The 13519-nt window shown below is 58.6% G+C and carries 12 protein-coding genes; 9 read left to right on the top strand and 3 right to left on the bottom strand.

Going from position 1 to position 13519, the window contains the following annotated elements; all coding sequences use genetic code 11:
• The first annotated feature begins 41 nt into the window (after nucleotides 1–41).
• From AABM52_RS24990 to groL, 4 genes are all read left to right on the top strand, one after another.
• A complete protein-coding gene (locus AABM52_RS24990) occupies nucleotides 42–773 on the top strand; it encodes a HugZ family protein (RefSeq protein ID WP_347908763.1) in 732 nt (243 codons plus the stop codon).
• A gap of 66 nt (nucleotides 774–839) precedes the next feature.
• Complete coding sequence (locus AABM52_RS24985; protein WP_008053539.1) at nucleotides 840–1316, top strand: FxsA family protein; 477 nt, start codon at nucleotides 840–842, stop codon at nucleotides 1314–1316.
• A gap of 248 nt (nucleotides 1317–1564) precedes the next feature.
• Nucleotides 1565–1858: a co-chaperone GroES gene (locus AABM52_RS24980; RefSeq protein ID WP_047532658.1), complete on the top strand. Its 294-nt coding sequence runs from the start codon at nucleotides 1565–1567 to the stop codon at nucleotides 1856–1858.
• Between the two features lie 50 nt (nucleotides 1859–1908).
• Nucleotides 1909–3555, top strand: a complete 1647-nt coding sequence (gene groL, locus AABM52_RS24975; RefSeq protein WP_008053540.1) for a chaperonin GroEL — start codon at nucleotides 1909–1911, stop codon at nucleotides 3553–3555.
• 173 nt (nucleotides 3556–3728) lie between these two features.
• On the opposite strand, the gene AABM52_RS24970 is transcribed toward groL, so the two are convergent.
• Together AABM52_RS24970 and AABM52_RS24965 are read right to left on the bottom strand one after the other, a co-directional pair.
• On the bottom strand, nucleotides 3729–4472 hold the full coding sequence (locus AABM52_RS24970; RefSeq protein WP_347908761.1) for a phosphatase PAP2 family protein: 744 nt from the start codon (nucleotides 4470–4472) through the stop codon (nucleotides 3729–3731).
• 53 nt (nucleotides 4473–4525) lie between these two features.
• Nucleotides 4526–6475, bottom strand: coding sequence for an LTA synthase family protein (locus AABM52_RS24965; protein ID WP_347908759.1), 1950 nt, complete (start codon nucleotides 6473–6475; stop codon nucleotides 4526–4528).
• A gap of 202 nt (nucleotides 6476–6677) precedes the next feature.
• Here AABM52_RS24965 and colR point away from each other — a divergent pair, with 202 nt between their 5' ends.
• From colR to AABM52_RS24940, 5 genes are all read left to right on the top strand, one after another.
• Nucleotides 6678–7361, top strand: coding sequence for a two-component system response regulator ColR (gene colR / locus AABM52_RS24960; protein WP_347908757.1), 684 nt, complete (start codon nucleotides 6678–6680; stop codon nucleotides 7359–7361).
• The gene (locus tag AABM52_RS24955) at nucleotides 7351–8625 is read left to right on the top strand and encodes a HAMP domain-containing sensor histidine kinase (protein WP_347908755.1); all 1275 of its coding nucleotides are present in this window, start codon (nucleotides 7351–7353) and stop codon (nucleotides 8623–8625) included. Before colR ends, AABM52_RS24955 begins: the two co-directional genes overlap by 11 nt.
• 153 nt (nucleotides 8626–8778) lie before the next feature.
• Nucleotides 8779–9447: a class I SAM-dependent methyltransferase gene (locus tag AABM52_RS24950; RefSeq protein WP_347912685.1), complete on the top strand. Its 669-nt coding sequence runs from the start codon at nucleotides 8779–8781 to the stop codon at nucleotides 9445–9447.
• 4 nt (nucleotides 9448–9451) lie between these two features.
• Entirely contained in the window at nucleotides 9452–10165 is a 714-nt protein-coding gene (locus AABM52_RS24945; RefSeq protein ID WP_347908753.1) for a lipopolysaccharide kinase InaA family protein, read from the top strand.
• A gap of 2 nt (nucleotides 10166–10167) precedes the next feature.
• Nucleotides 10168–10395, top strand: a complete 228-nt coding sequence (locus AABM52_RS24940) for a hypothetical protein (RefSeq protein WP_347908751.1) — start codon at nucleotides 10168–10170, stop codon at nucleotides 10393–10395.
• A 92-nt stretch (nucleotides 10396–10487) separates the two neighbouring features.
• Here AABM52_RS24940 and AABM52_RS24935 read toward each other — a convergent pair whose 3' ends face one another.
• A complete protein-coding gene (locus AABM52_RS24935) occupies nucleotides 10488–13514 on the bottom strand; it encodes a multidrug efflux RND transporter permease subunit (protein ID WP_347908749.1) in 3027 nt (1008 codons plus the stop codon).
• Between the last annotated feature and the right edge of the window lie 5 nt (nucleotides 13515–13519).

Below are 13519 nucleotides of genomic sequence, written 5' to 3'. Positions count from 1 at the left end.
TCGTCCGTTTTTCTGACGGATTCTATTTAAGGAGTCATAAATTGAGCGTTGAAGCGACTAAGCATGCACGAGAATTGCTCCTCAAGGAATACCGTGGGGTGCTCTCGACGCACTCCAAGTCGATGCCCGGTTTTCCGTTCGGCTCCGTGGTTCCGTACTGCCTGGACGAGCAGGGCCGGCCGCTGATCCTGATCAGCCGCATCGCCCAGCACACGCATAATCTGCAGAAAGATCCGAAGTGCTCGCTCTTTGTTGGCGAACGTGGCGCTGAAGATGTCCAGGCCGTTGGTCGACTGACTTACCTGGCTGAGGCGCAGCAGCTCGAAGACGCCGCCGCCATCGACGCTGCTTCCGAGCGTTACTACCGCTACTTCCCGGAGTCGCAGGGTTATCACAAGGCCCACGATTTCGATTTCTGGGTGCTTGAGCCTGTACGCCACCGTTACATAGGCGGTTTTGGCGCGATTCATTGGGTCAACGAGCTGACCCTGGCCAACCCGTTCGCCGGCAAGGCTGAAGTGAGCATGGTCGAGCACATGAACGCCGATCATGCCAAGGCCATCGCCCATTACGTCGATCTGGCCGGGCTGCCGAAAAACGTGCCGACGCAAATGGTCGGTATCGATACCGAAGGCATGCACCTGCGCATCGGTCAAAGTCTGTACTGGCTGCCGTTTCAAGCGCCTTGTAATACGCCGACACAAGTTCGCGAAGCCTTGGTTTATCTGGCCCACGCCGAGCATTGGCCGAAAAATGAAGCGGCCGGCGCTTGAAATCACGAAACGGCGACGTCATCTAAGGTGAACTGGCAAGGCATTCTTGCGTTGAGGAACCATTTGATGCGCCCTTTTTTGTTGCTCTTTCTGCTGTTCCCGGTGTTGGAGCTGTTCGTATTCGTCAAGGTGGCAGGGTCCATCGGGTTTTTCCCGGCCCTGTTGCTGATCATTCTCGGCTCGATGTTCGGCGTGTTCGTGCTGCGTATCGCCGGCCTGGCCACGGCCCTGCGTGCCCGTGAAAGCCTGAGCCGCGGCGAACTGCCGGCCCAGACCATGCTCGAAGGCCTGATGCTGGCATTGGCCGGTGGCCTGCTGATTCTTCCGGGCTTCATCAGCGATGTGATCGGCCTGTTCATGCTGCTGCCGTTCAGTCGTCGCCTGCTGGCCAATAAAATGCGCCAGCGCGCCGAAGAGCAGGCGATGCGTCAGCGAGCGTTCGCCGATGACCTCCAGGCCCGTGGCGGCCCGGCACCTCGCGAGCCGCTGGGCCGCGAGCCCAACGTGATCGAAGGCGAGTTCGAACACCGCGATACCAAGTAATACGCACATCGACACGGCACCTTCGGGTGCCGTGTTCGTTTGCGGGGCCGCGAACTGAAATTTTTTCGATCCCTGCCCTTGTAATAAGCTTATGCGCCCTTATGTAACGGTCACCGCAAGGTTTCTGGCGAATACGCCAGACAGACTTCCGCGGTTCGCTTGACGAACCGCAACCGGCACCGCCGGCCTTTGTTAAACCCGCCGGGACTACACCGGCCGATGAAAACCACAATTAGGAGAGATCGACAATGAAGCTTCGTCCTCTGCATGACCGCGTCGTCATCCGTCGCAGCGAAGAAGAAAAGAAAACCGCTGGCGGTATCGTCCTGCCAGGTTCGGCTGCTGAAAAAGCCAACAGCGGCGAAATCCTCGCTGTCGGCACCGGCCGCGTACTGGACAACGGTGAAGTGCGTGCACTGGCCGTTAAAGTGGGCGACAAGGTTGTGTTCGGTCCTTACTCCGGCAGCAACACTGTGAAAGTCGACGGCGAAGACCTGCTGGTAATGAGCGAGAACGAAATTCTCGCCGTTATCGAAGGCTGATACCCCCGTTCATTTTCCCGCTACTACAAAGTATTTAAGGAATATCGATCATGGCTGCTAAAGAAGTTCTGTTTGGCGATTCCGCCCGTAAAAAAATGCTCAAGGGCGTCAACGTCCTGGCTGACGCAGTAAAAGCGACCCTGGGCCCGAAAGGCCGTAACGTGATCATCGAGAAGAGCTTCGGCGCTCCGACCATCACCAAGGACGGCGTTTCCGTAGCAAAAGAAATCGAACTGGAAGACCGTTTCGAAAACATGGGCGCGCAGCTGGTCAAAGACGTTGCCTCCCGTGCCAACGATGACGCAGGCGACGGCACCACCACCGCTACCGTTCTGGCTCAGTCGATCGTCAACGAAGGCCTGAAAGCCGTCGCTGCCGGCATGAACCCGATGGACCTCAAGCGTGGTATCGACAAAGCGACCATCGCTATCGTCAAAGAGCTGAAAAACCTGTCCAAGCCATGCGCTGACACCAAGGCAATCGCTCAGGTTGGCACCATCTCGGCCAACTCCGACAACTCCATCGGCGACATCATTGCCGAAGCCATGGAAAAAGTCGGTAAAGAAGGCGTGATCACCGTTGAAGAAGGCACTGGCCTGGAAAACGAACTGTCGGTTGTTGAAGGCATGCAGTTCGACCGTGGCTACCTGTCCCCGTACTTCGTCAACAAGCCGGAAACCATGGTTGCCGAGCTGGACAACCCGCTGGTTCTGCTGGTCGACAAAAAGATCTCGAACATCCGCGAAATGCTGCCAGTGCTGGAAGCCGTTGCCAAAGCCGGCCGTCCACTGCTGATCGTTTCCGAAGACGTTGAAGGCGAAGCCCTGGCGACTCTGGTCGTGAACAACATGCGTGGCATCGTTAAAGTCGCAGCCGTCAAGGCTCCAGGCTTCGGCGACCGCCGCAAGGCCATGCTGCAGGACATCGCCGTTCTGACCGGCGGTACCGTTATCTCCGAAGAGATCGGCCTGAGCCTGGAAGCAGCCACCCTGGAAAACCTGGGCAGCGCCAAGCGCGTGACCATCTCCAAGGAAAACACCATCATCGTTGACGGTGCTGGCGTAGCTGGCGACATCGAGTCCCGCATTGCTCAGATCCGTGCTCAGGTTGCCGAAACTTCCTCGGACTACGACCGTGAAAAACTGCAAGAGCGTCTGGCGAAGCTGTCCGGCGGCGTTGCAGTGATCAAGGTTGGCGCTGGTTCCGAAGTTGAAATGAAAGAGAAGAAAGCCCGCGTTGAAGACGCCCTGCACGCTACCCGTGCAGCCGTTGAAGAAGGCGTGGTACCTGGCGGTGGCGTTGCGCTGATCCGCGCTCTGCAAACCCTGAACGATCTGAAAGGCGACAACGCTGATCAGGACGTAGGTATCGCTGTTCTGCGCCGTGCCGTTGAAGCACCGCTGCGTCAGATCGCTGCCAACAGCGGTGACGAGCCAAGCGTTGTGGTCAACGAAGTCAAGAACGGCAAAGGTAACTTCGGTTACAACGCTGCGACTGGCGAATACGGCGACATGATCGAAATGGGCATCCTGGACCCAACCAAGGTCACCCGTTCCGCGCTGCAAGCTGCATCGTCTATCGGCGGTCTGATCCTGACCACCGAAGCTGCTGTTGCTGACGCACCGAAGAAAGACGGTGGTGCTGGCGGCGGTATGCCAGACATGGGCGGTATGGGCGGCATGGGCGGCATGATGTAAGCCAGCCTTACCCCTGTACGAAAAAACCCCGCCTGCGAAAGCAGGCGGGGTTTTTTATTGCCTTCAATTTGGGGTTGGCTGGAGATCGCGTCGCGCCCATCGCGGGCAAGCCACGCTCCCACAGGATCTGCATCGTCTCTGTGGGAGCGTGGCTTGCCCGCGGAGGCGTCAGATCAGGCGCCGACAGGTTCTGCAGTGGTCCCGCGTTCAGCCTTCAACGCCGGTCGATACAGAACGTAGTAATACGACCCCAGACATATCAGCCAGCAGAACACCGCCGTCCACACGTTGTGCGAGAAGAAGTGCGCGCCCTGCATCATCCGCCCGATGGAGAACACCGAGCCGAGGGCGAAGGCGAAGACGAACGCTGCACGCGCCATGCGCGGGCGACGGTCACGCAGTACGAAAAACAGGGCGAACAGGGTGAAGCCGGTGGCCGCATGGCCGCCGGGCCAGCAACGACCTGGTTTTTCAGTAGCCGGGCGATGGCTCAGCAATTCGCTGTAGGTCTCGTGACCGCCAAATTGCTCAAGGCTCCAGGGACATTGCACCGCTGTCACCGCTTTCATGGGCGTGACAAAGGAAGTCGCCAGGCCCAGGGACAGCACCAGGCAACCCAGCTCGCGCTTGAACGGTTTGAGCCTGGCCATGAAGAACGAAGCGATGTAGCCGAAGATGGCAAACACCGAGAAGGCGATGACCACTTGCTTGGCGCGGGTATGCAGGATGTTTTCCAGGAAGTAACTGTGTCGTCCGATGAAGTCCCCCGCGACCGGGTCGTAGAACAGCTTGGCGAGGTCCATGTCCAGTGAGGTCAGTTCGAGCAACACCAGAACGATCGCCGCAATGGCGGGAACCCCCAGGCACACCCAGAAGTTGAGCGCGCGAGGGGCGGGGCGGACAGCGGTTGATGACATGGTGGATCCTGAACAAATGAAAAGCCCCGGGGCATCAGCCCGGGGTGATTCGGTTAACGTTCGCCGACTTGACCGGCACCCTCCTTGGGCGCCTTCCAGCCAAGCAGCTGTTGCTTGAAGCCATAACTGGCGGTTTGGTAATAGGTGATTGCGCGGGTAATCAGCGGGTCATCGGCGGTCGACCGAGACTCGCGGCTATCGGTCAGCGCGTCATCGTGACGACGCAATCCCTGGCGAGGGCTCAGAATCGCCAAGTCCTTGCCGTCGAACAACCCAAGGTGCTGGTAGTTACCGACCAATACCCGTGCCGGCAGCGGATTATCCTGCAACAGGTTACGTCCAAAGAATGTCGACTCATAATCCAGATTGAGCAGGCCCAGCAAGGTCGGCGCCAGATCGATCTGGCTGGCCAGTTGTGCCGTTTCCCGAGCTTCGATCAACTTGGGCGCATAGATGAACAATGGAATCTGATAGTTGTCGATCGGCAAGTCTTCCTTACCGGCGCTGCCTGCGGTGTGGTCGGCGACAAAGATGAAGATTGTATTGTCGAACCAGGGTTTCTGGCGCGCCTGATCAAGGAATTGACCGATGGCGTAGTCAGTGTATTTCACCGCGCCGTCACGACCGTTGCCGGACTTGATGTCGATCCGGTTGTCCGGATAGGTGTAAGGACGGTGGTTGGACGTCGTCATCAGCTGCAGAAGGAATGGCTGCTGCTTGGCATAGTCGGCATCGGCCAGTTTCAGTGACTGGTTGTAGAGATCCTCGTCTGCCATGCCCCAGGCATTCTTGAAGTGAATCTCCGACTCTTCGACGCTGCTCTGGTCCACGACGCGGTAACCATTGCCGCTAAAGAACGCATTCATGTTGTCGAAATAACCGCGGCCGCCGTAGACAAATACGCTGTCGTAACCCACGGCATTGAGTTGCTGGCCAAGGCTGGCAAAGCCGCTTTCACGACCCACGCGCTTGACGATCGAGCGACCGGGTGTCGGTGGGATCGCCAGGGTAATCGCTTCCAGGCCGCGGTCGGTGCGGGTGCCGGTGGCGTAGAAATTATTGAAATACAGGCTCTGCTTGCGCAAGGCATCAAGGTTGGGGGTCAGGTTGCGGGTGTCGCCGTTGCTGCCCATGTACTTGGCGCTGAAGCTTTCAATGGTGACCAGCACGATGTTGGGCTTGCGCGGGGTGCCTGGGTTATCGATTTGTCGGCGAATGTCCTGTGGGTCCTCACCTACGAAGCGGGCATTGGGTTCTGCCAGTTCGGCGCGAATCTGTTGCGCAACGACCGCCGCCGGCAGCGTTTTGTAGAACTGCGGGTAGTCCAGTTCGTTGTTGCGGAATGCCGCGAAGAATTGATACGGACCATTGCTCGCCAGTTCGTTCTGATAGGCGTTGCCGCCCTGGGCGCGCGGTGCGTCCTGGCTGAGCAACTGCAGGCTCAGGCCGGCGACGATCAACAAACCGAGTGCATTCAGCAAGCGGCCACGCAGCGGCGGCAACGGCGCATCGAGTGCAGCGTTGAACGCTTTGCGCAAGGCAAGGCTCAGGACCACGGCCACCACGGCGAGGATACTCAGCAGCGTGCCGATCGGGTACGACTCAAGCAGGTTGTTCAGCACTTCGTCGGAATACACCAGGTAGTCGACGGCGATGAAGTTGAAGCGCACCCCGAACTCATCCCAGAACAGCCATTCGGCCACCGAGGTGAACAACATCGCGAACAGACTGACCGTCAGCAGACCCTGAAGAAACCAGCGGTGGCCACGGGTGCGCCAAAGGGCCGGCGGGCACAGCAACAGGTAGAGTCCCATGGGCAGTGCCGCGTAGGCAATGAAACCCAGGTCGTAGAGTAGCCCGATACCGAATACCGACAGAAATCCGCTACCAGCTTCATCCAGATGGGTGAGGAGCAGGACTGTTCGAGTCAGAAAAAATATCGCCAGCCAAGTGCCGCTGACCAGCAGCAAAAAGCGCATGGGGGCTGTCTTCAAATAGTCCATTTTCGATATTCCTTATTATCAATCGCGTGACAGTCTTCACTGGCCGCTGTTGTTAGCGTGTGAATCGATAGTGAAAAACTTGTCAATCATACCTTCTGGTTGAGCAAATTGATTCACCCACAGCCTTCCCCTAGCCGTGAGCCACACTTGGCCTTAAGCTGCGCGGGCCACGACGGCCGTTACTGTGGACGGAGAGATACCCATGCGAATTCTATTGGTTGAAGACAACCGCGATATCCTGGCCAATCTGGCCGATTACCTGGGGCTCAAAGGTTATACCGTGGATTGCGCTCAGGATGGTCTGTCGGGCCTGCATCTGGCAGCCACCGAGCACTATGATTTGATCGTGCTCGATATCATGTTGCCCGGCATCGACGGCTACACCCTGTGCAAGCGCCTGCGCGAGGATGCCCGTCGCGAAACGCCGGTGATCATGCTCACGGCCCGCGATCAACTGGATGACCGCCTGCAAGGCTTCAAGTCGGGTGCCGATGACTACCTGATCAAACCGTTCGCCCTGTCTGAGCTTGCGGCGCGTATCGAAGCGGTCATGCGCCGTACCCAGGGCGGCGGGCGGCGGACCTTGCAGGTCGGCGACCTGAACTATGACCTCGACACTCTGGAAGTCACTCGCGAAGGCCGGTTGCTGAAACTCAACCCGGTCGGCCTGAAGTTGCTGGCCGTGTTGATGCAGAAAAGCCCTCATGTGTTGCGCCGGGAAATCCTTGAAGAGGCCCTGTGGGGCGATGACTGTCCCGACAGCGACAGCCTGCGCAGCCATGTCCACCAACTGCGTCAGGTGATCGACAAACCTTTCGCCAGGCCATTGCTGCAAACCGTGCACGGTGTGGGGTATCGCTTGGCCGAGGGCCGTGATGGAGTTTAAGCAGAGCCTTGCTCAACGCATCATCATTGCCTTTGTGCTGACGAGCGCACTGGTGGCAGGTGCTTTTGCCATGGGCATCGTGGCAACCGTGCACCTGGTGGAAGAAAAACTGATTTCGGCAGGTCTTGGCGGCGATTTGCAGCGTCTGTTGTTGATGGACAATGTCATGGACTGGAGCCACCGCCCCGAGCCGGATCAATTGTTCTACTTCAGCAACGGGCCAGGCGATTTCAGGTTGCCCAAGGATTTGCGGCACCTGGAGCCGGGTTTCCACGAAGTGTTCCGTGAAAACCTGTCGTATCACGCCATGGTCGAAATCGTCGACGGCCGACGTTACGTGCTGTTGCAGGACCAGAGCGACTTCGAAGAGCGTGAACGGGTGCTGTTTGCCGTGGTGCTGGTGGGTTTCGTGCTGAGCCTGGCACTGGCGGTATTTCTCGGCTGGGTGCTGGCTCGCAAGGTCATGGCGCCGGTGGTGCGGCTGGCCCGCCAGGTACGCCATCGCGATCAACTGCTGGGTTTGGCTCCCCCTTTGGCGCCGGATTATGCCGCCGACGAAGTGGGCGAACTGGCCGTGGCCTTCGACGCCACTCTCGGGCGCTTGCGGCAGGCCCTGACCCGCGAACGTTTGTTCACCAGCGACGTCAGCCATGAATTGCGTACGCCCCTGATGGTCCTGGCCAGTTCCTGCGAGTTGTTGCTGGAAAACCCAGGTCTCGATCAGCGCGGTCGCGCCCAGGTCGAGCGTATTGCCCGGGCCTGTGAAGAAATGCGTGAGCTGGTGCAAACCTTCCTGATGCTGGCCCGCGCCCAGCGCGAAGACGCCAGCATGTCGCCGCAGCAGTCCCTGGGCCAGGTGGCCGAGGACCTGCTCGGTCTGTGGCGCGAACCTATCGAAAGCAAAGGGTTGGAACTGATCTTTGAACCGGGCGACCCCGAGGCCAAGGGCTACAACGCGACGTTCCTGCATGCGGTAATGGGGAACTTGCTGCGCAACGCCTTGCACTACACCGAACGAGGCTTCATTCGTCTGACTCTGACGGGAACGGGATTTCTGGTCGAAGACAGCGGTGTGGGCATTCCCGAGGAAAAACGCGAGGCGATGTTCGAACCCTTCGTTCGGGGCACTGAAAAACGCGGGGAAGGCCTGGGCCTGGGGCTTTCACTGGTGCAGCGGATCTGTGAGAACCAGGGCTGGAGCGTCAGCCTGACTACGATGGAGCCCAGTGGTTGCCGTTTTCAGGTGGAACTGTCCCGAACTTGATCTGTTGAGCCAGGCATCCAGCAAGCCCTGTCAAATTTGTAAAACCCTGTAATACTTCCGTGTTTCCCTAACGATATTTTCACAAAGGGATGACCAGTCGCCGACACCAAAAAATCTAAGGTAGTTGCTATCAGAAGTTCAGGAGACCTGATGATGGACGGCCCGATCAAGCTCGATTTTTCAGAGAAGTACGACGATCAACACGCCCAACGCTATTTGCGCAAACATCAGGAAGGTCTCGGCCGTCGATTGTCCCATTGGCGTGACGAGCAACTGGCGCGTAAGGCGATGGCCCTGGTCGGCGAGCCTGGTCTGGTCCTCGATTTGCCTTGTGGTGCAGGGCGTTTCTGGCCCTTGCTGGCGGAAAAATCCAACCGCGTGATCATCGGGGCCGATAATTCGGAATCCATGCTGAAGATCGCAACCCAGGCGCAACCTGCCGATGTGGTGAAACGGGTACAACCCTTGCACACATCCGCATTCGACATCGCCTTGCCGGACAACGCCGTCGACAGCATTTTTTGCATGCGCTTGCTCCACCACATCGGTGATGCCGAGCATCGCATGGCTATTTTGCGTGAATTCGAGCGGGTTTCCCGTGACAGCGTGATCATTTCGCTGTGGGTTGATGGCAACTTCAAGGCTTGGAAACGCAGGCGTTCGGAGAAAACCCGTGGGCAGGAAGGTTACCAAAACCGGTTTGTGTTACCGGCCGCTACCGTAGAAAAGGAATTTGAGCAGGCGGGTTTCCGCATCCAGGAACAACTGGACTTTTTGCCGCTCTATGCGATGTGGCGAGTTTACGTATTACGCAAGAGGTAACAGGATGGCAGTGCAGTATGCAGCAGAAACGGAAGTCGTTCCCCAGGACCGCTTCGATTACTTCTGGAATCAGCGCGGTGAATGGGTAGAAGAACCCAACGTTCGTCGCGGTGGGGAAAGCGGCGTTCAACGCCTGATGGGCAGCGATGGTCAACTGCTCTACGTCAAGCGCCAGACCGGGCATATCCATCGTAGCTTGCAGCACCCTTTCGGGCGGCCGACGGTAATGCGCGAGCATGCTGCGCTCATCGGTGTGACCGCGCTTGGCGTACGGGTTCCGGAAATCGTTTTCTGTGGCGCACAGCGCGATCCTGTACACAAGTGGCGTGCCTTGCTGGTCACCAAGTCGCTGGACGGCTACGAGGAAATCGATCGCTGGTACGCCGGTGGCGGTCGCGAGCGTCATGGGGAAGCCATACACGAACGAGTGCTCAAGGACCTGGCTGAAAACCTGGCTCGCATGCACAAAGGTCGCTGGCAGCACGGTTGCCTTTACGACAAGCACGTATTCGTTCGCGTGACCGGTGAGGGGGAGACGGCCAAGGTCGAAGTAGCCCTGATCGATCTGGAGAAAGCTCGACAGCGTTTGACCGCCAATCGCGCAGCTGTCCATGACTTGAAGCAGTTGCGTCGCCACTCGTCGTTCAGCGACGCAGACTGGAAAAAACTCATCTACTTTTATGAGACGGCGTTTGGCAGCGCTATCAAGGGTTTATAGCGATGAAACTCGAAATTGCACGAGGTTTGTTTCTGGTAGGAGCCTTGGCAGTTGCATCGATCGCGATGGCAACCTGGGAGCAGCCACGCCCCCAGGTTCTCAGCTCGATAAACGCAGAAGAACATTGTCCGTTGCCACGGGTTGCCAAAGCATCCGTGGCCACTCGACCCGATCATGACTTGTTGCTGTTCATGTTCGGACTTACTCAGGGATTGAGGCCGCAGAGTTGAACCGATTGAAGCCAAAATGAAAGGCCTCGCTGATGCGAGGCCTTTTTTATTGCCCGAATCCAGGTTTCAACGCTCCCACAGGTTTTTCTGCATCAGGATTTATCCGGTTTAGCCAGAAACGTGTAGACACAGGGCAACACAAACAGGGTGAACAACGTCCCGATCGACATACCTGTCGCGATGACCGTACCGATGTCGAACCGGCTGACCGCGCCAGCGCCGCTGGCAATGATCAATGGCACCATGCCGAACACCATCGCCGCCGTGGTCATCAAGACCGGCCGCAGCCGGATGGCCGCCGCTTCTTCCACCGCTTCCCGTGCGGTCAGGCCCTTGTCCTTGCGTAGTTGGTTGGCGAACTCGACGATCAGGATGCCGTGCTTGCTGATCAGCCCGATCAAGGTCACCAGCCCGACCTGGGTATAGATGTTCATGCTCGACCACCCCAGGAACAGCGGAATCAATGCTCCGCAGATAGACAGGGGCACGGTGACCAGGATCACCAGCGGGTCGCGGAAGCTTTCGAACTGGGCCGCCAGCACCAGGAAAATGATCGCCAGCGCCAGGGCAAAGGTGACCCACAGGGCGCTGCCCTCCTGAACGTACTGCCTCGATGCGCCGGCGTAGTCGAAGGCAAAACCGGCGGGTGCCTCTTCCCGGGCGATCTGACGCACGAGGTCGACGGCTTCCCCCATGCTCACCAGCGGCACGCCGGACAGGATGGCCGAATTGAGTTGCTGGAACTGGTTCAGCTGTCTCGGTCGAGCACGGTCGGTGACGGTGATCAGGGTCGACAACGCCAGCAATTCGCCCTTGGTGTTTTTCACGTAGTAATTGTTCAGCCAGTCCGGATTGTCGCGGAACGGTCGCTCGACCTGGGCAATGACTTTGTAGCTGCGACCTTCAATGGTGAATCGGTTGATCTCGCCTTCGCCCAGCAGGGTCGCCAGGGTTCCCCCCAGATCCTGCATGGAAACCCCCATCTGCGCAGCCTTGGCGCGGTCGATATCCACCACCACTTCCGGCTTGTCGAAGGCCAGGTCAACGTGGACAAACGCAAATTTGCCGGATTCCTTCGCACGTTTTTTTACCCTGTCGACCACTTGCAGCAGCAGTTCGTAATCGTTGGCGGAATTGATGACGAACTGGAACGGCAAACCTTCGCCGGTGCCCGGCAGTGACGGCAGGTTGAAGCCGAAGATCTGCAACCCCGGGATCTTTTCCAGTTTGGCCTGCACCTCGGGCAGGATCGCCATTTGCGTGCGACTGCGATCGTCCCATGGCTTGAGCAGGAAACCGCCGATGCCCGATTGCACGCCGCTGAAACCGTTGATCTGGAATGACGAGTAGTACTCGGGAAACGCCTTGAAGATCGAGACGAACTCGTCGGTGTAGGTATTCAGGTAGTCGAGGTTGGTCGGTTGCGGGGCGTTGGCAATCATGAAAATGATGCCTTGGTCCTCATCCGGCGCCAGTTCCGATTTGGTGAAATTGAGAAGGACCGGAATCAGGCACAACACGATCACGGCGAACACCAGCACCACCGGCCGGGTGTTGAGGGTGCCGTGAAGCAGGCTCTGGTAGCGACGCTTGAGGCGTTCGAAAATCATGTCCAGGCGATGGGACAGGCCGCTGGGGTTCTCGTCGTGGCGCAGCAGAAACGCACACATCATCGGCGACAGGGTCAGGGCGACGATACCGGAAATCACCACCGCACCGGCCAGGGTCAGGGCGAACTCCTTGAACAGCGCCCCGGTCAGGCCGGTCAGAAAACCGATCGGTGCGTACACCGCCGCCAAGGTAATGGTCATCGAAACCACCGGCATGGCGATTTCCCGGGCGCCTTCAATGGCGGCCTCGAGCGGTGTCTTGCCTTCCTCGATGTGACGGTGAATGTTTTCCACCACCACGATGGCATCGTCCACCACCAGGCCGATGGCCAATACCATCGCCAGCAGGGTGAGCAGGTTGATCGAGTACCCCATCATTTGCATGAAGAACATGACGCCGATCATCGACAGCGGGATGGTCACCACCGGGATCACCACCGAGCGCAGGGCACCGAGGAACAGGAACACCACCACGATCACGATCAGCACCGCTTCGAACAGGGTCTTCACCACTTCGTCGATCGAGGCCTGGATGAACAGGGTGGCGTCGTAGGCGATTTCACCTTTCAGGTTCGGCGGTAGCTGGGCCTCAAGGTCCGGCATGATCTTGCGCACTTCCTTGATCACTTCCAGCGGGTTGGCGCCGGGCGTCGCCTTGATGCCGATGTACACCGACGGGGTGCCACCGAACGAGCTGATGGAGTCGTAGTTTTCCGCACCCATTTCCACACGCGCCACATCACGTAGCAGCACACGGCTGTCGCCATCGACCTTGAGCGGAATCCCCCCGAAGGCTTCGGCGGACTTGAGTTCGGTATTGGCGTTGATGCTGGTGACCACGTACTCGCCCTTCACCTCGCCGGCGGCCGAAAGGAAGTTGTACTGGCGCACCGCGTTGGTCACGTCGCTGGCGCTGAGGCCGAAACCCGCCAGCTTCATCGGGTCCAGCCACAGGCGCATGGCAAATACCTGGTTACCGAGGATCTCGGCTTCGGCCATGCCGGGCAGGGTCGCCAGCTTGGGCTGAATCACCCGTGACAGGTAATCGGTAATCTGCGGGTTGCTCAACTCCTTGCTGAAGTAGCTGATGTACATCAGCACGGATGCATCGGCAGATTGTTTGCTCAGCACCGGGTCTTCAGCGTCCTGGGGCAGCTGGTTCTTGACCTCGTTGGCCTTGGCCAGCAGCTCGGTAAACAGGCGGTCGCTGTTGGCGCCGACGCGCGCGTAGATCGAGATCACCGAGAAATTCTGGCGACTGACCGAGGTCATGTAGTCGATGCCCTCGGCGCTGGCCAGGCTTTGCTGCATCGGTTGGGTGATGTAGCCCTGGATGGTCTCGGCGTTCGCCCCGGGGTAGGCGGTGGTCACCGTGATCAGGGCGTTTTCCATTTGCGGGTACTGGCGCAGCGGCAGCTTGCTCCAGGCCTGGAAGCCCAGCAGCACGATCAACAGGCTGACCACGGTAGCGAGAACCGGACGGCGGATGAACGGGTCGGTAAAAGCCATGGGGA

Source organism: Pseudomonas grandcourensis, assembly GCF_039909015.1.
GTDB classification, from domain to species: domain Bacteria; phylum Pseudomonadota; class Gammaproteobacteria; order Pseudomonadales; family Pseudomonadaceae; genus Aquipseudomonas; species Aquipseudomonas grandcourensis.
The sequence above is the reverse complement of the archived record's forward strand: the minus strand, read 5'-3'. Positions and strand labels throughout refer to the sequence as shown.